Source organism: Caulobacter sp., assembly GCF_965279145.1.
Taxonomy (GTDB): domain Bacteria; phylum Pseudomonadota; class Alphaproteobacteria; order Caulobacterales; family Caulobacteraceae; genus Caulobacter.
Map to the genome: position 1 here is coordinate 249,212 of NZ_OZ257139.1, position 20,224 is coordinate 269,435.

The 20,224-nt window shown below is 67.8% G+C and carries 23 protein-coding genes and 1 other RNA gene; 6 read left to right on the plus strand and 18 right to left on the minus strand.

Going from position 1 to position 20,224, the window contains the following annotated elements; translation table 11 throughout:
• Positions 1 to 11: 11 nt before the first annotated feature.
• From mraY to ACQY9P_RS01260, 12 genes are all read right to left on the minus strand, one after another.
• Complete coding sequence (mraY, locus tag ACQY9P_RS01205; protein ID WP_421737068.1) at positions 12 to 1,124, minus strand: phospho-N-acetylmuramoyl-pentapeptide-transferase; 1,113 nt, start codon at positions 1,122 to 1,124, stop codon at positions 12 to 14.
• Positions 1,124 to 2,512, minus strand: a complete 1,389-nt coding sequence (locus tag ACQY9P_RS01210; protein WP_421737067.1) for a UDP-N-acetylmuramoyl-tripeptide--D-alanyl-D-alanine ligase — start codon at positions 2,510 to 2,512, stop codon at positions 1,124 to 1,126. The genes mraY and ACQY9P_RS01210 overlap by 1 nt, the downstream gene beginning before the upstream one ends.
• Positions 2,505 to 3,962 carry a UDP-N-acetylmuramoyl-L-alanyl-D-glutamate--2,6-diaminopimelate ligase gene (locus tag ACQY9P_RS01215; protein WP_421737066.1) on the minus strand — a complete coding sequence of 486 codons (1,458 nt, stop codon included), beginning with the start codon at positions 3,960 to 3,962 and terminating at the stop codon, positions 2,505 to 2,507. Before ACQY9P_RS01215 ends, ACQY9P_RS01210 begins: the two co-directional genes overlap by 8 nt.
• Positions 3,959 to 5,722: a peptidoglycan D,D-transpeptidase FtsI family protein gene (locus ACQY9P_RS01220; RefSeq protein ID WP_421737065.1), complete on the minus strand. Its 1,764-nt coding sequence runs from the start codon at positions 5,720 to 5,722 to the stop codon at positions 3,959 to 3,961. The genes ACQY9P_RS01215 and ACQY9P_RS01220 overlap by 4 nt, the downstream gene beginning before the upstream one ends.
• On the minus strand, positions 5,719 to 6,153 hold the full coding sequence (gene ftsL / locus ACQY9P_RS01225; RefSeq protein WP_421737064.1) for a cell division protein FtsL: 435 nt from the start codon (positions 6,151 to 6,153) through the stop codon (positions 5,719 to 5,721). The genes ACQY9P_RS01220 and ftsL overlap by 4 nt, the downstream gene beginning before the upstream one ends.
• The gene (gene rsmH / locus ACQY9P_RS01230) at positions 6,150 to 7,088 is read right to left on the minus strand and encodes a 16S rRNA (cytosine(1402)-N(4))-methyltransferase RsmH (protein WP_421737063.1); all 939 of its coding nucleotides are present in this window, start codon (positions 7,086 to 7,088) and stop codon (positions 6,150 to 6,152) included. Before rsmH ends, ftsL begins: the two co-directional genes overlap by 4 nt.
• Positions 7,085 to 7,555 carry a division/cell wall cluster transcriptional repressor MraZ gene (locus tag ACQY9P_RS01235; RefSeq protein WP_421737062.1) on the minus strand — a complete coding sequence of 157 codons (471 nt, stop codon included), beginning with the start codon at positions 7,553 to 7,555 and terminating at the stop codon, positions 7,085 to 7,087. The genes rsmH and ACQY9P_RS01235 overlap by 4 nt, the downstream gene beginning before the upstream one ends.
• A 290-nt stretch (positions 7,556 to 7,845) precedes the next feature.
• Positions 7,846 to 8,240: RNase P RNA component class A (gene rnpB, locus ACQY9P_RS01240), an RNA gene on the minus strand.
• A gap of 34 nt (positions 8,241 to 8,274) precedes the next feature.
• The gene (locus tag ACQY9P_RS01245; RefSeq protein WP_421737061.1) at positions 8,275 to 8,493 is read right to left on the minus strand and encodes a hypothetical protein; all 219 of its coding nucleotides are present in this window, start codon (positions 8,491 to 8,493) and stop codon (positions 8,275 to 8,277) included.
• A 175-nt stretch (positions 8,494 to 8,668) separates the two neighbouring features.
• Positions 8,669 to 9,271, minus strand: a complete 603-nt coding sequence (locus ACQY9P_RS01250) for an FMN-binding negative transcriptional regulator (protein WP_421737060.1) — start codon at positions 9,269 to 9,271, stop codon at positions 8,669 to 8,671.
• Positions 9,271 to 9,996, minus strand: a complete 726-nt coding sequence (locus tag ACQY9P_RS01255; RefSeq protein WP_421737059.1) for an N-acetylmuramoyl-L-alanine amidase — start codon at positions 9,994 to 9,996, stop codon at positions 9,271 to 9,273. Before ACQY9P_RS01255 ends, ACQY9P_RS01250 begins: the two co-directional genes overlap by 1 nt.
• The gene (locus ACQY9P_RS01260) at positions 9,993 to 10,886 is read right to left on the minus strand and encodes a DMT family transporter (RefSeq protein ID WP_421737058.1); all 894 of its coding nucleotides are present in this window, start codon (positions 10,884 to 10,886) and stop codon (positions 9,993 to 9,995) included. Before ACQY9P_RS01260 ends, ACQY9P_RS01255 begins: the two co-directional genes overlap by 4 nt.
• Positions 10,887 to 11,048: 162 nt before the next feature.
• Here ACQY9P_RS01260 and ACQY9P_RS01265 point away from each other — a divergent pair, with 162 nt between their 5' ends.
• Complete coding sequence (locus ACQY9P_RS01265) at positions 11,049 to 12,521, plus strand: flavin-containing monooxygenase (RefSeq protein WP_421737057.1); 1,473 nt, start codon at positions 11,049 to 11,051, stop codon at positions 12,519 to 12,521.
• 28 nt (positions 12,522 to 12,549) lie between these two features.
• Here ACQY9P_RS01265 and ACQY9P_RS01270 read toward each other — a convergent pair whose 3' ends face one another.
• The 4 genes from ACQY9P_RS01270 to ACQY9P_RS01285 are packed head-to-tail and all read right to left on the minus strand — an operon-like array spanning position 12,550 to position 15,427.
• Positions 12,550 to 13,059 carry an SgcJ/EcaC family oxidoreductase gene (locus ACQY9P_RS01270; protein ID WP_428151002.1) on the minus strand — a complete coding sequence of 170 codons (510 nt, stop codon included), beginning with the start codon at positions 13,057 to 13,059 and terminating at the stop codon, positions 12,550 to 12,552.
• Between the two features lie 36 nt (positions 13,060 to 13,095).
• Positions 13,096 to 13,947: a helix-turn-helix domain-containing protein gene (locus ACQY9P_RS01275; protein ID WP_421737056.1), complete on the minus strand. Its 852-nt coding sequence runs from the start codon at positions 13,945 to 13,947 to the stop codon at positions 13,096 to 13,098.
• A 15-nt stretch (positions 13,948 to 13,962) separates the two neighbouring features.
• A complete protein-coding gene (locus tag ACQY9P_RS01280; protein WP_421737055.1) occupies positions 13,963 to 14,613 on the minus strand; it encodes a DUF3052 domain-containing protein in 651 nt (216 codons plus the stop codon).
• Positions 14,614 to 14,617: 4 nt separating this feature from the next.
• On the minus strand, positions 14,618 to 15,427 hold the full coding sequence (locus ACQY9P_RS01285; RefSeq protein WP_421737054.1) for a crotonase/enoyl-CoA hydratase family protein: 810 nt from the start codon (positions 15,425 to 15,427) through the stop codon (positions 14,618 to 14,620).
• A gap of 446 nt (positions 15,428 to 15,873) precedes the next feature.
• On the opposite strand from ACQY9P_RS01285, the gene ACQY9P_RS01290 reads away from it, so the two are divergent.
• Positions 15,874 to 16,236, plus strand: coding sequence for a response regulator (locus ACQY9P_RS01290; protein WP_421737053.1), 363 nt, complete (start codon positions 15,874 to 15,876; stop codon positions 16,234 to 16,236).
• A gap of 38 nt (positions 16,237 to 16,274) precedes the next feature.
• Complete coding sequence (locus ACQY9P_RS01295) at positions 16,275 to 16,889, plus strand: pyridoxamine 5'-phosphate oxidase family protein (RefSeq protein ID WP_421737052.1); 615 nt, start codon at positions 16,275 to 16,277, stop codon at positions 16,887 to 16,889.
• A 92-nt stretch (positions 16,890 to 16,981) separates the two neighbouring features.
• On the opposite strand, the gene dksA is transcribed toward ACQY9P_RS01295, so the two are convergent.
• Both dksA and ACQY9P_RS01305 read right to left on the minus strand, forming a co-directional pair.
• Positions 16,982 to 17,410 carry an RNA polymerase-binding protein DksA gene (gene dksA / locus ACQY9P_RS01300; protein ID WP_421737051.1) on the minus strand — a complete coding sequence of 143 codons (429 nt, stop codon included), beginning with the start codon at positions 17,408 to 17,410 and terminating at the stop codon, positions 16,982 to 16,984.
• A gap of 235 nt (positions 17,411 to 17,645) precedes the next feature.
• Positions 17,646 to 18,077 carry a flagellar assembly protein FliX gene (locus tag ACQY9P_RS01305; RefSeq protein ID WP_421737050.1) on the minus strand — a complete coding sequence of 144 codons (432 nt, stop codon included), beginning with the start codon at positions 18,075 to 18,077 and terminating at the stop codon, positions 17,646 to 17,648.
• Positions 18,078 to 18,297: 220 nt separating this feature from the next.
• Here ACQY9P_RS01305 and ACQY9P_RS01310 point away from each other — a divergent pair, with 220 nt between their 5' ends.
• The 3 genes from ACQY9P_RS01310 to ACQY9P_RS01320 are packed head-to-tail and all read left to right on the plus strand — an operon-like array spanning position 18,298 to position 20,176.
• A complete protein-coding gene (locus ACQY9P_RS01310) occupies positions 18,298 to 19,410 on the plus strand; it encodes a flagellar basal body P-ring protein FlgI (RefSeq protein ID WP_421737049.1) in 1,113 nt (370 codons plus the stop codon).
• Positions 19,410 to 19,727 carry a rod-binding protein gene (locus ACQY9P_RS01315; RefSeq protein WP_421737048.1) on the plus strand — a complete coding sequence of 106 codons (318 nt, stop codon included), beginning with the start codon at positions 19,410 to 19,412 and terminating at the stop codon, positions 19,725 to 19,727. Before ACQY9P_RS01310 ends, ACQY9P_RS01315 begins: the two co-directional genes overlap by 1 nt.
• A 2-nt stretch (positions 19,728 to 19,729) precedes the next feature.
• Positions 19,730 to 20,176 carry a flagellar basal body protein gene (locus tag ACQY9P_RS01320; RefSeq protein WP_421737047.1) on the plus strand — a complete coding sequence of 149 codons (447 nt, stop codon included), beginning with the start codon at positions 19,730 to 19,732 and terminating at the stop codon, positions 20,174 to 20,176.
• The last annotated feature ends 48 nt before the right edge of the window (positions 20,177 to 20,224 follow it).

Here is a 20,224-nt window from a genome sequence, read left to right on the forward strand (position 1 = left end):
TCTGGCGCTCCCTATCTCAGCTTCAGCGTGGCGAGACCCACGAAGGACAACATCATCGCCACGATCCAGAAGCGGATCACGACGGTGGATTCTGCCCAGCCCAGCTTCTCGAAATGGTGGTGGATCGGCGCCATCAGGAACACCCGCTTGCCGGTCTTCTTGAAGTAGCCGACCTGGATGATCACGCTGAGCGCCTCGACCACGAACAGGCCGCCCACGATGCCCAGCACCAGCTCGTGCTTGGAGCAGACGGCGATCGCGCCCAGGGCGCCGCCCAGGGCCAGTGAGCCGGTGTCGCCCATGAAGATCTTGGCCGGCGGGGCGTTGTACCAGAGGAAGCCCATGCCCCCGCCGATGATCGCGCCGCACAGCACCGCCAGCTCGCCGACGCCCGGCGCGAAGTGCAGGTTCAGATAGTCGGCGAACCTGTAGTTGCCGACCAGATAGGTGATCAGGCCGAAGGTCGAGGCGGCGATCATCACCGGCACGATGGCCAGGCCGTCCAGGCCGTCGGTGAGGTTCACGGCGTTCGAGAAGCCCGCGATCGTGACGGCGGCGAAGGCCACGTAGAACCAGCCCAGATTGATCACCAGGGCCTTGAAGAACGGGAAGACCACGCTGGTTTCCATGCCCGGCGTCATCGGCGACTTGGGCGCGTAGAGGATCAGCAGAACGGTGGCGACGATGGCCACGACGAACTGGGCGACCAGCTTCTGGCCGCTGGAAAGGCCGGCCGTGGTCTGCTTGGTGACCTTGGCGTAGTCGTCCATGAAGCCCAGCACGCCGTAGCTGCCGGTGATCAGCAGCACGACCCAGACGTGGATGTTGCGCAGATCGGCCCACAGCAGCGCGCCGACGAACAGGCCGGCCAGGATCATGAAGCCGCCCATGGTGGGCGTGCCGGATTTCTCGGTGACGTGGCGGGCGATGCCGTCGGTGCGGATCGGCTGGCCCTTGCCCTGCTTGCTCTTCATCCAGCGGATGAAGCGCGAGCCCATGGCGACAGCGACGACATAGGCCGTCAGCATCGACATGCCGGTGCGGAAAGTCAGGTATTTCAGCAGGTTGAGCAGCGGCACGTGGTCGTGCGCGCGCGCCAGCCATTCATAGAGAAAATACAGCATCAGCCCTGCCCCTCGAGATCGAGCGCGGCCAGCGCCCGGGCGACAACCCCGGCCCTGGAGCCATTCGACCCCTTCACCATCACCACGTCGCCCGGCGCGATCTCCGCGGCCAGTAGCGGCGTTAACGTTTCAGAAACCTCCGCGTAGCCGCCCCGCCGAGTCGGCGGAAGCGCCTCCCACAGTGATTTCATGTGGACGCCCGCGAGAAAGACGAGATCGACCTTGGCCGCGTCCAGCGGCGCGGCGAGTTCGGCGTGAAAACGGGCGCTGCCCTCGCCCAGTTCGAGCATGTCGGTCAGCACGACGATGCGCCTGCCGGCCACCTTTCGCGCGCCCAGCGTCTTCAGCGCCGCCTGCATCGAGACCGGATTGGCGTTGTAGCTCTCATCGACCAGGGTGAAGGCGCCGCCCTCGATCCTGACCGTTTTTTCGGCGCCCCGGCCTTCGATCGGCTCGAAGGTCGCCAGGGCTGCCAGGGCGATCTCGCGCGAGACGCCCAGCGCCTCCAGCATCAACAGCACGCACAGGCTGTTGGGGCCCCAGTGGACGCCGGTCTGCAGGATCGGGAAGCTGATGGCTTCGCCGCGCAGATTGACCGAAACGGTCGCGCCGCCGGCGTGGACGTCAAAGCCCGTCAGCTGGGCGGTGACGCCCTCGTGCGAGCCGAAGCTCCAGATGCTGGCGCCGGCCTTGCGGGCCTCTTCGCTGAGCAGGCCAAACCACGGATTGTCGGCGTTCAGCACCGCCACGCCTTCGGGCTCCAGGCCGGCGAAGATCTCGGCCTTGGCCCGGGCGACGCCCGCCTCGCCGTCGGCGAAGTTCTCAAGGTGCACCGGGCCGACCGTGGTGATGGCCACGGCGTGCGGACGGATCATCCGCGACAGCGGGACGATCTCGTTGGCGTGGTTCATGCCCACCTCGAACACCGCGCGCTCGGTGTCGCGCGGCATACGGGCCAGGGTCAGCGGCACGCCGATATGGTTGTTGTACGACTTGACCGAGGCGTGGGCCTTGCCGGCCAGGCGCAGGCCGGCCTCGACCGCGCGGGTGACGCTGGTCTTGCCGACCGAGCCGGTCACCGCGCCACGACGGGTCTGCGGCGCGCGCAGGCGCGCGGCCTCGCCCAGGCGCTCCAGGCCGCGGAAGGTGTCTTCCACCAGTACGGCCGGCACGGCGACGGGCTTGGAGACCAGGGCCCCGGCCGCGCCCTTGTCATTGGTCTGCACGACGAACTCGTGACCGTCCCGCGCGCCGGTCAGGGCCACGAAAAGGTCGCCGGGCTCGATGCTGCGGCTGTCGATCGAGACGCCGGTGGCGGAGAAGTCCTGCGTGACCTTGCCGCCCGTGGCTTCGGCGATCTCGTGCGCTGTCCAGAGGGGCTCAGACATCAGCCATCTCCAGCGCGGCCAGCGTCTCGGTGACGTCATCGAACGGGTGGTTGACGCCCGCGACCAGCTGACCCTGCTCGTGGCCCTTGCCCGCGACGACCAGCACGTCGCCCTCGCCCAGCTGGGCGGCGGCGGCGCGGATGGCCGCCCTGCGGTCGCCGATCTCGGTCGCGCCGGGCGCGGCGGCCAGGATGGCGGCGCGGATCGCGCCGGGCTCTTCCGAACGCGGATTGTCGTCGGTGACGATGGCCACGTCGGCCAACCGCGCGGCGATCTCGCCCATCAGGGGCCGCTTGCCGCGATCGCGATCGCCGCCGGCCCCGAACACCACGATCAGCTTGCCGGCCGTGTGCGGGCGCAGAGCCTCGAGCACGGTCTCCAGACCATCGGGCGTGTGGGCGTAGTCGACATAGGCTTCGCCGCCCCTGGCGCCGCGCCCCACGCGCTGAAGACGACCAGCGGCGCCCTCCAGGCTCTCCAGCGCCTTCAGCACGGCGGCGGTGTCTTCGCCGGCCGCGATGCACAGGCCCGCCGCGACCAGCACATTGCTGGCCTGGAAGGCGCCGGCCAGCGGCAGATCCACGGTGTAGGTCTGGCCGGCGGCTTCGACGATCATGGTCTGCCCGCGCGGGGTCAGGACGCGCGAGACCAGCTTCAGCCCCTGCCCTTCATCACCCACAGAGAACACGCTCTGGCCCGAGGTCACCGCGCTGGCGGCGAAGATCGGGAAGGCGTCGCTGTCGGCGTTGAGAACGGCCGTCGCGCCCGTCGGCAGCAGGGTGTCGAACAGGCGCAGCTTGGCGGCGCGATAGCTCTCCATCGAGCCGTGATAGTCCAGGTGATCCTGGGTGAAGTTGGTGAAGCCGGCGGCCTTCAGGGTCACGCCGTCCAGGCGGCGCTGATCGACGCCGTGCGACGAGGCCTCCACCGCCAGGTGGGTGACGCCCATGCCGGCTAGCTTGGCCATCATCTCGGCGACATCGGCCGCGTCAGGAGTGGTCAGGCCGGGAGGGGTCAGTTGCTGGTCCGCGACGCCGGGACCACTGACCACGACGCCCAGGGTTCCCATGCTGGCGGCCTTGTGACCGAGTCTCGCGAAGATCTGGCGACAGAAGCCGGCGACCGAGGTCTTGCCGTTGGTGCCGGTGATCGCGATGCAGGTCGCCGGCTGGGCGCCCCAGAAGGCGGCGGACGCCAGGGCATAGGCGCGACGCGGATCCTCGACCGTCACGGTCGGAACCGCGAAGGTCTCCATGCCGACCGGCCCCAGCACGGCGGCGGCGCCGGCCGCGATCGCGCCCGGGGCGAAGCTGGCGCCGTCGACCTTGGTTCCCGGCAGGGCGGCGAACAGGGTTCCAGGCCCGACCTTGCGGCTGTCGGCCGTCACCCCGGTGATCACCGGGTTGGCGGGCAGATCGCGTTTCAGGAGGTCGGAAAGCGTCTTGGTCACAGGCCGGTTCCAGGGTTGACGTTGGGCGAGGTGGCGACGGTGAGGATCTCGGCCCGGCGCTTGACGCCGAGGAACGGCGCGATGCGGGCGATCACCCGGCCGGCGGCCGGCGCGGCGACCCAGCCGCCGGTCGAGAAGCCGGCGGTGGCGGCGGTGCCCTTGGGCTCGTCCAGCAGGATCAGCACGAAATAGCGGTCGGCCTCGATCGGCCCCTCGGTCGGGAACACGGCGGCGAAGGACGAGACCTGACGCTGGTGGTTGTAGCCCCGGATCGCGGGATCGTACTTCTCGCCGGTGCCGGTCTTGCCGCCGACGGTCAGGCCGGGCACGTCGGCCTTGCCGCCGCTGCCGCCCTCGCCGGGGATCACATTGGCCCGCATGATCCGCAGCATCTGCTGCGAGGTCTCCTCGGAGATCACCCTTGGTCCTTCGGGCCGCACGCCCGAGGCCAGCTTCAGGATGGTCAGGGGCGGGCGGGTGCCGCCATTCAGCAGCGGGCCCATGGCCGCCGCCAGAGCCAGGGGGCTGACGTTCATGCCATGGCCGAACGAGGTGGAGGCCACGGCGTCCACGTCCCACTTGCGCGGGGTCAGGGGGCGGGCCGATTCCTGCAGCTCGACGATGGCGGGCTTGGTCAGGCCCAGCTTGGCGAAATACTGGCTCAGGCGCGTCGCCCCGACGCCCTCGGCCAGCTTGGCGGTGCCGATGTTGGACGAGTGCTTGAACACCTCGACCAGCGTCAGGATCGCCTTGGCCGCGTGGTAGTCGTGGATCGTCCGGTAGCCCAGCTTGAACGGTTCGCGCGCGTCGAAGGTCGAGGCCGGTGTGGCGACTCCGGTGTCCAGACCGATCGCGACGGTGAAGGCCTTGAAGGTCGAGCCCATCTCGTAGACCGAAGCGGCCGCGCGGTTCAGTTTCTGGTCGTCGGTGGCCGCACCAGCCTTGTTGGGATCGAAGTCGGGATAGCTGGCCAGACCCAGGATCTCGCCGGTGTGGACGTTGGTGACGATGCCCACGGCGCCCTTGGGCTGGAACTCCATCGCCGCCTTGCGCAGCTCGTCTTCCAGCGCGGCCTGCACGCGGATGTCGATCGACAGGACCGTGGGTCCGCCGCCGCCCGCCGCCTGGCGGATCGGCTTGTCCAGAGCGCGCTCGGCGCCGGCCAGGCCCTTGCCGCCACTGTCGACAAAGCCCACCAGATGAGACGCCGTGGCGCCCAGCGGATACATGCGCCGCTCCTGGTCCTCGAACGAGATGCCCGGCAGGCCCAGATTGAAGATGGCGTCCTTCTCGTCGGGCGTCAGGCCGCCGATCAGGAAGGTGCGGCGATCGCCATAGACGGCCTTGTCCAGGCGCTTGGCCGGGATCTGAGGCAGGGCGCGACCGAGGGCGCGGCGCGCCTCGCCCTTGTCCCAGACTTCCCGGGGATCGACGTAGAGGGCGTAGTGGGTCAGGTCGACGGCCAGCAGACGACCATCGCGATCGACCAGGTCGCCGCGCGCGCCCTCGGTGGAGGCCATGAAGCCGTTGCCCTTGCCGGCGTTCGACAGCAGCGCCGCCACGCTGGCGCCCAGGCCCAGGGCCACGAAGCAGACGCCGAAGAAGGCCATCACGAAGAAGATGCGGATGCGGGTGTCGTCTTCGGGCTTGGCGGCGGCGCGCGAGCGCTCGAAGGCGTGCTCCAGCCGCCAGACCCGCTCGATCAGCCAGCGCCAGGCGCCGGGCTGGAAGCCCGAGGGACCAAGGTTGGCCAGGCTCATCGCGGCGCCTCCGGCGGCGGCGCGACGTCATCGGGCAGAGCCTCTGGCGCGTCGGCGGCCAGGGCGGCGGCCTCGACAGGCGCGGCCGACAGCTCAACCGGCTGGGCGGCCGGATGGTGGCGCGCCACATCGACCAGCGCGTCCTCGGTCGTTTCTCGGCTGGCCGGGATGGGCTCCAGCCCCATGGCCACGGCCAGGGCCTCGATGCGGCGCGGCTGCTCCAGGTGGGCGACCTCGGCCATCAGCAAGCGCTTGCGGCCCTTCTCGTCCTCGATCTGCTGCTCGATGCTGGCGATCTCGTTGCGCTCGCGACCGGCCACGGTCTTGGCCAGATAGACGCCCGTGACCAGGGTCACCAGAATACCCAGGCCGACAACCTCGACCACGCGGAAACCGCGAACCCGGCGATTGAAGACGCCCGAGATGGTCACGCGACGGCCTCCCAGATCGGGGCGGTCGTGCGGATAGCGGCGCGCAGCTTGGACGAGCGGGCGCGCGGATTGACGGCCAGCTCGGCCTCGCTGGGGGCGATGGCCTTGTTGGCGATCAGCTGGAAGCTGGACGGCGCGCCGGCCGGCGCCTGCGGCAGGTGGCGCGAGCCGCCCGGCGTACGCCCAGCCCGCTCGGCCAGATAGTTTTTCACGATGCGGTCTTCCAGCGAGTGGAAGGTCACCACCGCCAGACGGCCGCCCGGCTTGAGGATGCGCTCTGCGGCGGCGAGGCCCGCCTCCAGCTCGGCCAACTCTTCATTGACCGCGATGCGCAGCCCCTGGAACGAGCGGGTGGCCGGATGCACCTTGGCGCCCTTGCGGCCGCCCAGGGCGCGCTCGATCACATGGGCCAGGTCCAGGGTGCGCTCGAACCGGCGCTCCTCGCGGCGGCGGAGGATGAAACTGGCGATGCGGCGTGAGGCGTGCTCCTCGCCATAGACGTAGAGGATGCGGGCCAGTTCGGTGTGGTCCAGCTCGTTGACGAGGTCGGCGGCGGTCGGGCCGGTGTCGCTCATCCGCATGTCCAGCGGACCGTCGCGCATGAACGAAAAGCCGCGCTCGGCCTCGTCCAGTTGCATGGACGAGACGCCGATATCCAGCACCACGCCGTCCACCGACTGCGGCTCGAAATGCTCGGCCATCTGCGAGAAGCGGTCCTGGATCAGGCTGAAGCGGTCAGCCGGCAGCCCCTCGGCGAACCGCTGGACGGTGGGATCGCGGTCGAAGCCCACGACGCTCGCGCCCGAAGCCAGGATGGCGCGGGTATAGCCGCCCGCCCCGAAGGTGCCGTCGATGATCGTCTCGCCCGGCTTGGCGTCCAGGGCCTCGACGATCTCATTGAGCAGGACGGAGATGTGCGGCGCCGTGTCGGTCATGCGGCGCCGCCGACGATCCGCGCCGTGCGCTGCTGAACCCGCATGGCCGCCAGACCCTCGCGGGCCAACTCACGTTGCGCCGCGCGATGGGCCTGGAAGGCCTCGCGCGACCAGATCTGAAAACGCTCACCCATGCCGACGACAGTCACCCAATCACTAAGGCCGAACATCTCGCACAGGTGATCGGGCAAGGTAATGCGACCAGCTGTATCAAAAGACAGCTTGGCCATGCCGCCCAGGACGCTGGTCTCCAGCGCGCTGCGGACCGGATCGCCGAATTCCAGCTCCTCGATCACGCCCAGGTAACGGTCGAACAGGGCTTTGCCGCCACCCTCAAGGCAATCGGCCTCGATGGAGGGGAAGCAGAACACGCCGTCGAACGGGCCCGAGACAGCGGCGCGGAAGTCCTGCGGCACAACGATGCGCCGCTTGCTGTCCACCTGCTTCTCGAACGTCGAGAGGAACACGCCCTACCCCTGCCAAGCCCCAGTCGGAGCCACGCAATTCCAGCGCGCCCGACGCAACTGGGTTAACATGGGATGAATTGGGAAACAATGACACCAGCGGCTATTTTGCCATGAAAACAAAGATGTCGCACCGCCTCGTGACTTGTGATCACAAGCCATCAACAGAACATACACAGAACTGTTAAGTGTTAGGCGCGCGCAACGGCTTATCCCGTAAAGGGATCGACGTGCGATAAAGCTGGATTGGGGACACCCGCCGCCTCCCCGCCACATTCAAGACGGGGAGAGAACGGACCAGACGGTCTATAAGCCGGGTTCTGTGCCACCCTTGCCCCGAAGGCCAAGAGCGCGACGATCATTCCTCTGGACCGCCCATTGCTGGACGGTTCTCGCGACCTACCCGGACCCTTCTCAGCCAGTGACGGCCTATCCGACGCAAGGTCGGCGCGGGGTCCCTATTCGGTCTTGCTCCAGGCGGGGCTTGCCATGCCGTCCCTGTCGCCAGGTCCGCGGTGGGCTCTTACCCCACCCTTTCACCCTTCCCGCCCTCGAAAGGGAGGAGGTTTGCTTTCTGTGGCGCTATCCCTGGGATCGCTCCCGGCGGGCGTTACCCGCCGCCTTGTCACCGTGGAGCCCGGACTTTCCTCGACCTTCTTGCGAAGACCGCGACCGCCCGACCGTCTGGTCCGAGGGTTCAATGACCGTCAAAGGCCGAGGGGTCAAGCCGGATGGGATTTTCCATGGCGCACCACCAGGACCAACCGGGTGATGAGCATGGCCAGCCAGTACGGTGTCTTTCTGGGCAGGAACTCGTAGGGATGCCCCGCGGGCAGCGCCAGGCCGCGAGATCGCGCCTCATACGCTTCCCAACGCGCCCGGCGACGGCTGGGAAAACCGGATCGCGTCGGTAGAACCTGTTTGTTGCGCATCGTCGTCATCGCCATAACCCGCCGCCCGCACGGCCTGTCTAGTCTGATCGGACGTCAAGACTATGACCCTGTGGCCAAGGTTGTTCAATCGCCCAAGCGCCAGGGCGCGAGGCGCGCCTTCGACGGCGGCAGGCAGAGGGGGTCCTGAGCTTCGGCTGCTCGCTTCGGGCGCGAAAACGCGACCCTACGCGACGCGCCGCATCAACTCGGCGAGGGGATGAGCGCCCAGGGCCTCGGCGGCGCCCAGACGGTCCGCCTCGCTCTTGTTTTGCGACAGCTTGAAGGTCCCCTCCAGCCGGTCGACATGCAGCCGGCCGCCGATGATACCGCGCAGCATCGCCTCGAACTTGCCGGGCGCCATCTTGTGGCGGGTCCATAGCGGCTTGGGGGCCAGCCGCGCCTCTTCCTGGTCCGACAGGCTGTCGAGCTGGGCGATCAGCTCGGCCTCGTTCAGCACCGCCACAGAGCCCTCGGCCTCGACGGAGAGGTAGTTCCAGGTCGGCACCTGGTCGGCGCTCTCGTACCAGTCAGGACTGACATAGGTATCGGGGCCTGTCGCCAGCATCACGGCGCGGAAACCCTGCACCAGATGCGGGACCAGAACGTTGCCGCGCGACAGGTGGAAGTCGATGACCAGCTCACCATCGACCTCGCGCGCCACGACCGGGGCCTGGGCCACCATCGGACGACCGCCGACGCTGGCGGCGATCGTCACGAAAGGATGCTCGCGCAGGAAGGCGAGCAGCGTTTCCCGATCCTCGACCCTAAACAGCCTGGCCGGATGCATCAGTCGCCGGCCCGCAGCAGACCGACCAGCCGGGCGCGGGTCTCCCCATCGGCGATGCCGTCGAAGCGCGTCTGCAGCCAGTGGCGCTGGAAGGCGCTGACCACGGTGGTGGTCCATTCGTCGTACTTGCCGGTGGGCGGGCAGTCATAGCCCAGCCGGGTCAGGCCGGCCTGCAGGGCGAAGACGCCCGTGCCCTCCTCGCCCTCGCCCAGCGGCGCGCCGGGCGACGGGGGCGGCTCGATCCACAGGCCGTGGCCGCTCTGCGCCAGACGCTTCCACGGGAACAGCTCGCCCGGATCGATCTTGCGGGCGGGGGCGATATCGGAGTGGCCCAGGATGCGGCTGTCGCTGATCATCCAGCGCGAGCGCACATCGGCCAGCAGGTTGATGACCGCGGCGATCTGGGCTTCGGGAAAGGCGCGATAGCCGAACTCGTGGCCGGGATTGACGATCTCGACGCCGATCGAGGCCGAGTTGATGTCCTTGACGCCTTTCCAGAAGGCGGCTCCGGCGTGCCAGGCGCGACGCTCCTCGGCCACCAGACGGAAGATGCGGCCATCCTCCTCGACCACATAGTGGGCCGAGACCTTGGCTTCCGGATCGCGCAGGCGCTCGATGGCGCCCTCGCCGGTTTCCATGCCCGTGTAGTGCAGGATCACGCAGTCGGGCACGGCCTTGCGGGCGTCGAAATTGGGCGACGGCGCCTCGATCAGCGGCAGGGTCATTGGGCGCGGTTCCGGATGGACATCAGCAGGGGCATCACCTGGTTCTTGCGCAGGGCGATGACCAGAACGCCTAGCAAAGCCAGGGCCGCGCCGACACCCATCCGCAGATCGAAATGGTCGTGGGTGATCAGCACGCCCAGCCCGATGGTCATCAGCGGCGTCATCAGGGTGAGCGGCGCGATCAGATTGGCTTCATAGCGCTGGATCAGGCCGTAATAGGCGGTATGGCCGACCACCGAGACCACCAGGGCCGAGAACACCACCGCGGCCACGAACGGCCAGCCGGCGTGCAGGGCCGCCGGGATCGAGCCGGGTTCGGTCAGGGCGCTCAGCGCCGCCAGCGGCCAGACCGACGAGAAGCCGACCCAGGCCTGGAACTGCAGGGGTTTGACGCCTTCCATCTGCTTCATCATCACCGCGCCCAGCGATCCGGTGAAGGCCGCCGCCGCGACCAGCCACAGGCCGGCCGACAATTGCAGACCGTGCGGACTCCACATCACCACCACCGCGCCCGACAGGGTGAGCGCGATGCCCAGGCCGCGTTTCCAGCGGATGCGCTCGCCCAGGATGAGGACCGACAGGATGGTCGTGAACGGCACGCCCAGCTGGATGATGACCGAGGCGGCCGAGGGCGAGGCGGTCTTGAAGCCCATGAACAGCAGGGCGAAATTACCGGCGCCCATCAGCAGGGCCACCAGGATCAGCCGCCACACAGGGCGCGGCGCCGGAAGCAGCCACGGCAGGGTGACCAGCGCCACCAGGCCAAAGCGCACCGCCGCATAGGCCAGCGGCGGCACGCCCCAGTGGGCGACCACGATCTTGGAGATGATGTTGTTGCCGGCCCAGACCAGACAGATCAGGATCAGCACGCCGAAATCGCGCAGGGTCATGCCCCGCAATACGCGCGAGAGACGACCGTGCGCAATGAAAACCGACGCCATGCTCATGTGTCGCGGTTGACGCTAGGTTGAAACGGTCGTTTGCTGGTGAACACTGATCAGATACCAAGACGTCCGGAACAGCCGGACCGATCCATCAGGGGCGGGAACGGCATGACGACCCAGCATTTCGACGTTTTGATCGTGGGGGCCGGGCTCTCCGGCATCGGCGCGGGCTATCACCTGCAGGCCAACTGCCCGGGCAAGACCTATGCGATCCTCGAGGGCCGCGCGGCGATCGGCGGCACCTGGGACCTGTTCCGCTATCCCGGCATCCGCTCCGACAGCGACATGTACACCCTGGGCTATTCGTTCAAGCCGTGGCGTCAGGCCAAGGCCATCGCCGATGGCCCGTCGATCCTGAACTATGTGCGCGAGACCGCCGCCGAGCATGGCATCGACCGCCACATCCGCTACGGCCACCACGTCAAGCGCGCCAGCTGGTCGTCGGACACCGCCACCTGGACGGTCGAGGCCGAGCATGTGGGCAAGATCGTCAGCCTGACCTGCAACTTCCTCTACATGTGCGCCGGCTACTACGACTACGCCGCCGGCTACACGCCCGACTTCGCGGGGGTTGAGACCTTCAAGGGCCGCATCGTGCACCCCCAGCACTGGCCCGCCGACCTCGACTATGCCGGCAAGAAGGTCGTGGTGATCGGCAGCGGCGCCACCGCCGTCACCCTGGTGCCGGAGATGGCCAAGACCGCCAGCCACGTCACCATGCTGCAGCGCTCGCCCACCTATGTGGTTTCACGCCCGGCCGAGGACGGCGTCGCCAACTGGTTGCGGGCGAAGCTGCCGGCCATGACCGCCTATGGCATCACGCGCTGGAAAAACGTGCTGATGCAGATGCTGTTCTTCAACATCGCCCGCAAGAAGCCGGAAAAGACCAAGGCCCAGCTGATCGAGCTGGTGCGCGGGCACCTGGGGCCGGACTACGATGTCGAGACCCACTTCACGCCCAGCTACAATCCCTGGGACCAGCGCCTGTGCCTGGTGCCCGACGCCGACCTGTTCGACGCGCTGAAATCAGGCAGCGCCTCGGTGGTCACCGACCATATCGACACCTTCACCCCCACCGGCCTGAAGCTGAAATCGGGCCAGACGCTGGAGGCCGACGTCGTCGTCACCGCCACCGGCCTGCAGATGCAACTGCTCAGCGGCATGGAGATCGTGGTCGACGGCAAGGTCGCCGACCTCTCCAAGTCGATGAGCTACAAGGGCATGATGTTCAGCGACGTGCCCAACCTGGCCTCGGCGTTCGGCTACACCAACGCCTCGTGGACGCTGAAGGCCGACCTCACCAGCGAATATGTCTGCAAGCTGCTCAACCACATGGACCGCAACGGCCTGGCCTTCTGCGTGCCGCGCCTGGATGAGTCGGGCATGGAGGTCGAACCCTGGCTGGACTTCTCGTCCGGCTACGTTCAGCGGGCCATGGCCAAGTTCCCCAAGCAGGGCAAGAAGAAGCCCTGGAAGGCCTATCAGAACTACGCCCTGGACCTGATGGCCCTGAAGCTGGGCCGCGTGGACGATGGAGCGATGAAGTTCGAGAAGAAGAAGCGGGCGAAGGAAGCCGCATAGCCCTCAGCGCTCGATCGACGGCCCGCCCTCAACGCGGCATCCGCAGCACCGGGTCGTTATTGGCCGCGTGCGGATTGATGATGGTGTTGTGGCCATGGATCAGCAGCCAGCGGCCGTCCCTCTGGACCGCCGTCAGGCTGAGGCGGTCATGGGCCTGTGGCATGCTATTGCCGTCCGGCGTGGTGTAGGCGTCCTGGATCATGGTCACCACCGCCAGCGCGACGCCGGGCGCAACCGCACGCGCCTCGATCGACACCAGGGTCTGCTTGCAGTCCTTGAAGATGGTCGCCAGGAAGGTCTTGTGGGCGAACGCCACCTGCTCGCGCCCGCGCCAGTGCATGCCCACCACATTGACCCAGCTGGCGTCCGGCCAGAAATGATCGGCATAGGCCTGGGCGTCGGTGGCGTTCCACGCCGCCAGCAGGGTCTTCACCAAGCCTTCGATCTGCGCGACGCCGTCATCGGCCGCGCGCGCTTCGCTCGCCAGTCCCGTCACCACAAGTCCTCCCATCGCCAGCAAGGCTCGTCGTCCGATCATTCGTCCCGCTCCACCGATCCTCGACCGGGGGAAAGACTAGGATCCGGCAGGCTGGCCCGATTGTAGATTTCCGACAACCGGCACGACGGTCTCCCGCGCGGGGGCCATGGCGGCCATCAGGCGTTCGGGACTGTCGCCGGCCAGGGCCTGAAACTCATGGATCATGTGGGCCTGATCCACATAGCCGGCGGCCTGAGCCACCGAGGCCCAGCCGGCTTCGACACCCTCGGCCTTCAGCCGCAGGGCCTCGCGAAACCGCAGCACGCGGGCGTAGCGCTTGGGCGAGACACCCACCGCGCGGGTGAACCGGCGCTCGAACTGGCGCTCTCCCAGATCCGCGGCGCGGGCCAGGTCGGCCACCCGGACACCGCCGTGCAGGGCCGTCATCCGCCGAGCGGCCCAGGCGATCGGGTCGCGCGCCTGGGCCAGCGCCCTTGGGGCCAGCCAGGCCTCGATGATCGCGGCCCGGGCGGCGAGATCAGGCGCGGCTTCCAGGCGCTCGGCGATCAGGGCGACCTCCGGCCCCAGCACGTCGCCACCCGCAAGGGCCCGGTCCGTCAGCTGCGCCGTCGACGGGCCAAAAAGGGCTGAAAAGCCGGTCGGCGTGAACTGGATCGTGAACAGCCTGAGCGCGCCGCCCAGCAGCACATCCACCCGGCGATAGGTCTGCAGGCCCACCAGCACGGCCTGAGGCGCGGTCTCGATCGCACCGCTCGCGATGTCGCGCACCCGATAGCGGTCGGCCAGGTAGAATTCGAGAAATTGCTCGGTGCGCGCCGGCAGGGGCCGCAGGACGACGGTGGCGTCCAGCCGCTGAACCCGCTCCTCGAACGCCTTCACATAGGGGGAAAGGAGGCGGGAAGGACGAATGCGCCGAACCGGAAACATCGCCCCTCCCCGCCCTCAGATCTCGTCGTCGAAGGCGACGTCATCCTCGACCGGCTTGCTCGCCGCCGGCGGTCCCGCCTTGCGCTTGACGAACCGCAGGGCCGAATGGGACTTGGAAAAGCTGCAGACCTTGGTGTCGATCAGGCCATGACCGCGCGCGGCGGCCAGGATCTCGGTGTCCTTCAGCGGCGCGCCCTTGCCCTTCTGGGCCACGATCCAGATCGCGCCCTTGGGACCCAGGCCGCCGATCAGGTCTTCCAGCTGGTCGAAATCGGCCAGATCCTCGACGCCCAGGAACAGCAGGTCGATGTTCTCCTCGGCCTCGACCGGTTCGACCCGGGTCGCCAGCTCCTCGAGGAACTCCTCGTCTTCCAGACCCAGGACCACGACGGTTTGGCCCGGCTTGACGCCCAGCTTGTCCAGTCGCCCCGGCGGATTGAGAATGGCGTGCAGCCACTTGTCGGCCTCGCCCGGCTCCATCTCGAACCGGGTGCCGTCGTTCAGGACGAGGTCGTTGCCCTCGACCTTGATGTAGCGCAGGGCGTGGCCCTGAAAGATGCCGCGATGGGCCCCGCGGAAGATCAGCTTGGGAAACTCCCACAGGAGCTTGCCCTCGCAGTCCCCGTCCGACAGGTGGCCCCAGACGCCCCGCGCTTCCTTGCCCATGACCTCAGGCGCCCTTGAAGACCGGAGCGCGCTTTTCGAGGATCGCATCGACGCCTTCCATGTGGTCCTCGGTGTGGTGGGCGATCGCCTGGGCGGCCGCGCTCATTTCCATCAGGGTGTCATAGCTGGCGGTCGTGCCGTGCTTGAGCAGGCTCTTGGCCATGCGCAGGGCATGCGGCGGCTGCTGGGCGATCCGCGTGGCCAGGGCCATCGCTTCGTCCATCAGGGTGTCGGCGGGAACCGCCTTGCTGATCAGGCCCCATTCGGCGGCCTTGGCCGCGTCGATGACGTCGCCGGTGAACAGCAGTTCCGCCGCGCGGCTCATGCCGATGGTGCGCGGCATCAGCCAGGCGCCGCCGTCGCCGGGGATCAGGCCCAGCTTCAGGAAGGTGACGCCGAACTTGGCGGTGTCGGCCCCGATGCGGATGTCGGTCATGCAGGCCACGTCGCAGCCCAGGCCGATGGCCGCGCCGTTGACGGCCGCGATCGAGGGGACCTCCAGGCCATAGATGGCGCGGACGATGCGGTGGATGTTCTTGCGATAGCCGTCGCGGACCTTGACGCCGTTGCCGCCGAACGCGCCCTCGCGGGCCTTCATCGCCTTGACGTCGCCGCCGGCCGAGAAGGCCCGGCCCGCGCCCGTCAGGATCACGCAGCGGATGTCCTGATCGTCATTGATCGCCTCGCAGGCGGCCGCCACCTGGTCGCCGTCGCCCGGCGCGCCCAGGGCGTTCATGGCGTCGGGACGGTTGAGGGTGAGGATGGCGATGTGACCGCGTTTCTCGGTCAGGATCAGGGGGGCGTCTTGCGACATGGGTGGAGCGCTCCTGCGACTTGGCTTTTTCGCCTGCATAGCGCGGATCGCACCTCCGCGTCGCCTGTCTCGCGGCGGATATCGGGATCAGGGCAAGGCGGCGCACGGGTCCCCGGTACCCAGGGCGAGAACCCATGCGCCTATCAGCCCCGTCGCGTCACGCCGCGCCCAAGGCCGAACCCTTCGCCCTCAGCCCGGCGCGTCGCGGACGACGAACGCCAGGCCTGGCAAGACCGGCAACCCGGTAATGGGCCCCTTCGAAATCGTCCTCTCGCCCGAATCGGGCGACACTGGAGCCAACGTTTGAAACGTTGGTTTTTTCCGCTTCACCGTCAATTTTCGCGACTCGCCCTCTCCGTGCAAGCCCCTGATCACGAAAACGAGACTGGCGCCGGTGGTATCCCGGGCGTTGAAATCGAGGCGGGACGACAAAGAAGGCAGCGGCGATGACCGTGCACACCAAGGCCCGCCACGCACTGATTATCGAGGATGAGATCCTCATCGCCTTCGAGGTGGAAGCGCTCCTGGCCGAACAGGGCTTCACCAGCTTCGACATCGCCGACACCCCTCAGGACGCCCTTGCCCTGGCCCTGGCCCACAGGCCGGACCTGATCACCGCCGACTACCGCATCGTCGGCGGCACGGGGGTCGAAGCGGTCGAGGCCATTCACGAGCAGCTGGGCGAGATTCCCGTCGTCTATGTCACCGGCAATTCCGACCTGCTGCTGGGCCGCAAGCCGCCGGTGGTGGGCAAGCCGATCTCGGCCCTGCGTCTTGCCGAGGCCTGCGCCCGGGCCTTCACGCGCTGAAGCTCAACCTCTAGGCTCCCACGGATACGGAGGGCCACATGACCGAGATCCGCAGCCTTGAGGCCCTTGAGGCCATCTACAACACGGCCCCCGCGCCGGCCTCGATGGTCAAGGCCGCCGACCACATCACCCCCGACTATCGCGCCCTGATCGAGGCCTCGCCCTTCGTGGCCCTGGCCACCATCGGTCCCGAGGGCCTGGACTGCAGCCCGCGCGGCGACCGGCCCGGCTTCGTGCGGATCGCCGATCCAAAAACTCTGATCCTGCCCGACCGGCGCGGCAACAACCGCATCGACTCCCTGCGCAACGTGGTCCGCGACCCGCGCGTGGCCCTGCTGTTCCTGATCCCCGGTTCTGGCACGACCTTCCGCGTCAACGGCCGCGCGGTGATCAGCGCCGATCCGGCGCTGCTGGATAGCTTCATGATCGACGGCAAGGCCCCGCGCACGGCCATGGTGATCACCGTCGAGGAGGCCTATTTCCAGTGCGCCCGCGCCATCGTGCGCTCCGGCCTGTGGAAGCCCGAAAGCCACGTCGATCCCAACTCCATCCCCTCCCCCGGCGCCATGCTGGCTGCGGTGACGGCCGGTGAGGTCGGGGGTGAGGCTTATGATCGCGAATGGCCGGAGCGGGCGGCCAAGACGATGTGGTGATTTCCCCTCTCCCCTTGTGGGAGAGGGAAAAACAAAACGGCCCCGGGGTTTCCCCCAGGGCCGCTTCAAAACACATAAGCCGTGAGGGCTCGCTAGTCGTCGCGGTGGACGCGTTCGCGGCGCTCGTGGCGCTCCTGGGCTTCCAGACTGAGCGTCGCCGTGGGGCGGGCGTCCAGCCGGGCCAGGCCGATCGGTTCGCCCGTTTCCTCGCAGTAGCCGTAAGATCCGTCCTCGATGCGGCGCAGGGCCTGGTCGATCTTCGAGATCAGCTTGCGTTGACGGTCGCGGGTGCGCAGTTCAAGCGCCCGATCAGTTTCCGAGGACGCGCGATCGGCCAGATCGGCGTGGTTCTCGGTTTCTTTCTGGAGGTGAGCGACCGTTTCGCGAGATTCGCGAAGGATCTCTTCCTTCCATTCGTTCAGCTTGCCCTTGAAATACTCAAGCTGACGCTCGTTCATGAACTCTTCGCCCTCGGAAGGGCGATAGGTCTTCGTGTCGACTAGAACAGTGGCCGTTTGCATTAACGCCTCACGCCCCGATGAACTCAGCCCTAGACAGGCCGGGTGCTTATACCAAAAGAAGAGCCGCGTTCAATGAACCTCGCGTGAGTGGCGCGTTCATGCTCGCCCCAGCCGCGATATCCGCCTCGGGCGCGGCCCGCGACAAGTGTGGAAACGCGCGAAAGCGGCGCGCGCAACATCTTGATTTCGCTCAAGGCGCCAGCCCGGACATCGTCCGTGGTCGTCGCCCGGCGCATCAGGCGCCCCGCGCCTGTTCGAGCTTGGCCTTCTCGACCGCCGCGCGGGTTTCGATCTCGTTGAGCACCCCGTCCAGCCGGGGATCGTCCGTCGATTCGCGCTGCTCGCGGATGGCGCGGGTCAGGCGGTCGAGGGTTCCGGTCGACACATCGCCGTCCAGCAGGGCGATCTTCACCTCGCCCAGGATGTCCAGGATGTTGTCGGCGCGCTTGACCTGCTTGCGGCGGCGCTCCAGCGGATCGCCATTGGCCTGCAGCGCCAGAAGGGCGTCCAGCGAGCCGATGCCGGCCAGGCCGCCGACCGAGGCCGTGCTGGCCGCGCCGCTGGCGGCGTTGACCGAAGGCAGGGCGAAGCCCGACCCGCCGCCGCTGGATGGCTTGGCCCGCGATGCGCCGCTCGCGCCCACGCCCCCCGTGCTCGAAACCTTCATCGCGTACGCCGCTCCGATATGACTGTGGGCGAGTCACTTCCCCGCCGCTTAACCATAGTCGGTCAGGTCGCTTGCGGTATGGTTAATGCCGGGCAGAATCTGCCGAAGGGCGCCCGCTGGCCTGCGTCATTCCGCACAATCCCTTACGACTCAAGCCTTTGAGATTGGCCCGCTTTTGGCATGGGGCGGCGTGGGGACGTTTCCCCACGTCAGGATAGCCATGTCGCGTTTACGTCTGCGCACCGTTCTAGCCCTTATCGCCACGGCCTGCGCCCTGGTGGCCGGACCCGCGTTCGCCAAGTCGCGGATCAAGGACATCGTCTCGTTCGAGGGCGTGCGCGACAACCAGCTGATCGGCTACGGCATCGTCGTGGGCCTGAACGGTTCGGGCGACAGCCTGCGTAACGCGCCGATGACCAAGCAGAGCCTGGAGGCCATGCTGGAACGTCAGGGCGTCAACGTCCGCGACGGCAACCTCAACACCAAGAACACCGCCGCCGTGATGGTCACGGCCAACCTGCCGCCGTTCTCGGCCGCCGGCGCCAAGCTGGACGTCACGGTCTCGACCCTGGGCGACGCCAAGAGCCTGCTGGGCGGCACCCTGCTGGTCACCAGCCTGCAGGGCGCGGACGGCCAGACCTATGCCGTGGCCCAGGGCAGCGTGCAGACAGGCGCCATCTCGGCCGGCGGCGCCTCGGGCAGCTCGGTCACCAAGGGCGTTCCGACCGCCGGTCGCATCGCCGCCGGCGGCATCATCGAAAAGGAGACCGGCTTCCAGATGGTGAACATGGGCGAGCTGCGCATGACCCTGCGCAACCCCGACTTCACCACCTCGCGCCGGATCGCCGACGTGATCAACGCCAAGTTCCCGCGCTGCGCCCAGGCCCAGAACCCCACCATCGTCGCCATCCGCCCGCCGCAGGGCACGGACATGATCAGCTTCGTCACGTCGATCGAAAACCTAGAGGTCGAGCCCGACGGCCCGGCCAAGGTGATCATCGACGAGGTGGCCGGCGTCATCGTCATGGGCGACGACGTTCGCATCAGCCAGGTGGCCATCGCCCAGGGCAACCTGACCATCTCGGTGCAGGAGACCCCGGCCGTCAGCCAGCCCGCCCCCTTCAGCCAGGGCCAGACCGCCGTCGTCCCGCAGTCGTCGGTCAAGGTCGACGAGGAGAAGGGCAAGCAGCTGATCACCCTCAACGCCGGCGCTTCGCTGAAGAGCCTGGTCGGCGGTCTCAACGCCCTGGGCGTGACCCCGCGCGACATGATCTCGATCCTGCAGGCGGTGAAGGCCGCCGGCGCCCTGCAAGCCGACATCGAGGTGATGTGATGAGCGCCCTGTCCTCCATAGCCGCCCCGATCGACGCGCTCTCCAAGGCCGTCACGGCGGCCTCGACCAAGGAACTGGCCAAGCGCGGCCAGATCAAGGAGACGGCCCAGAAGTTCGAGGCCTCGTTCCTGTCGGTGATGATGCAAACGATGTTCGAAGGGGTGAAGACCTCCGAACCGTTCGGCGGCGGCCAGGGCGAGGAAATGTTCAAGTCGCTGCTGACCGAGTCCATGGCCAAGGAAGTCACCAAGGCCGGCGGCGTCGGCCTCGCCAACACCGTCCAACGCGAAATGCTCAAGCTTCAAGGGTTGAAATAGTCATGGCCCTCGCCGCCACCGATCCCAACGACCGCGTCGACCAGTTGGTCATCCTGACCGAGCGCCTCACCGACCTGATCGCCAAGGAGGCCACGGCCTTCGAAGCCCGTCGTCCGCAGGACGCGGCCCAGTATGTCGAGGAGACGGCCAAGCTGGCCAATCTCTATCGGCATGAATCGGCGCGGGTGCGCGCCAACATCGCCCTGGTCTCCAGCGCCGACTCCGCCCTGCGCGAGCGCCTGATCCGCGCCACCGAGGCCTTCGACGCCGTGCTGGCCCGTCAGGCCCGCGCGCTCAACGCCGCCCGCACGGTCACCGAGGGCTTGGTCAAGGCCGTGGCCGAGGAGATCGCCAACCAGCGCGCGCCCGCCTCCGGCTACGGCGCCGGCGCGCGGATGAACAATCCGGTGTCCAGCGGCACGGCGATCACGCTGAACAAGAAGGCCTGACCGCAAGCATCGGGTGGAAGGCGGGCACGGGGCCCGGGCATGAAGGCG

Bases quoted from the DNA above. Each gene is read 5' to 3' on its own strand.
- ACQY9P_RS01290 (WP_421737053.1), top strand. From the start codon at position 15,874: ATGACCGTGCACACCAAGGCCCGCCACGCACTGATTATCGAGGATGAG.
- ACQY9P_RS01255 (WP_421737059.1), bottom strand. From the start codon at position 9,996: ATGACCCTGCCGCTGATCGAGGCGCCGTCGCCCAATTTCGACGCCCGC.
- ACQY9P_RS01270 (WP_428151002.1), bottom strand. From the start codon at position 13,059: ATGATCGGACGACGAGCCTTGCTGGCGATGGGAGGACTTGTGGTGACG.
- ACQY9P_RS01310 (WP_421737049.1), top strand. From the start codon at position 18,298: ATGTCGCGTTTACGTCTGCGCACCGTTCTAGCCCTTATCGCCACGGCC.
- mraY (WP_421737068.1), bottom strand. From the start codon at position 1,124: ATGCTGTATTTTCTCTATGAATGGCTGGCGCGCGCGCACGACCACGTG.
- ACQY9P_RS01320 (WP_421737047.1), top strand. From the start codon at position 19,730: ATGGCCCTCGCCGCCACCGATCCCAACGACCGCGTCGACCAGTTGGTC.
- ACQY9P_RS01295 (WP_421737052.1), top strand. From the start codon at position 16,275: ATGACCGAGATCCGCAGCCTTGAGGCCCTTGAGGCCATCTACAACACG.
- dksA (WP_421737051.1), bottom strand. From the start codon at position 17,410: ATGCAAACGGCCACTGTTCTAGTCGACACGAAGACCTATCGCCCTTCC.
- ACQY9P_RS01285 (WP_421737054.1), bottom strand. From the start codon at position 15,427: ATGTCGCAAGACGCCCCCCTGATCCTGACCGAGAAACGCGGTCACATC.
- rsmH (WP_421737063.1), bottom strand. From the start codon at position 7,088: ATGACCGACACGGCGCCGCACATCTCCGTCCTGCTCAATGAGATCGTC.
- ACQY9P_RS01275 (WP_421737056.1), bottom strand. From the start codon at position 13,947: ATGTTTCCGGTTCGGCGCATTCGTCCTTCCCGCCTCCTTTCCCCCTAT.
- ACQY9P_RS01265 (WP_421737057.1), top strand. From the start codon at position 11,049: ATGACGACCCAGCATTTCGACGTTTTGATCGTGGGGGCCGGGCTCTCC.
- ACQY9P_RS01280 (WP_421737055.1), bottom strand. From the start codon at position 14,613: ATGGGCAAGGAAGCGCGGGGCGTCTGGGGCCACCTGTCGGACGGGGAC.
- ACQY9P_RS01305 (WP_421737050.1), bottom strand. From the start codon at position 18,077: ATGAAGGTTTCGAGCACGGGGGGCGTGGGCGCGAGCGGCGCATCGCGG.
- ACQY9P_RS01315 (WP_421737048.1), top strand. From the start codon at position 19,410: ATGAGCGCCCTGTCCTCCATAGCCGCCCCGATCGACGCGCTCTCCAAG.
- ACQY9P_RS01220 (WP_421737065.1), bottom strand. From the start codon at position 5,722: ATGAGCCTGGCCAACCTTGGTCCCTCGGGCTTCCAGCCCGGCGCCTGG.
- ACQY9P_RS01245 (WP_421737061.1), bottom strand. From the start codon at position 8,493: ATGACGACGATGCGCAACAAACAGGTTCTACCGACGCGATCCGGTTTT.
- ACQY9P_RS01260 (WP_421737058.1), bottom strand. From the start codon at position 10,886: ATGACCCTGCGCGATTTCGGCGTGCTGATCCTGATCTGTCTGGTCTGG.
- ACQY9P_RS01210 (WP_421737067.1), bottom strand. From the start codon at position 2,512: ATGTCTGAGCCCCTCTGGACAGCGCACGAGATCGCCGAAGCCACGGGC.
- ACQY9P_RS01250 (WP_421737060.1), bottom strand. From the start codon at position 9,271: ATGCATCCGGCCAGGCTGTTTAGGGTCGAGGATCGGGAAACGCTGCTC.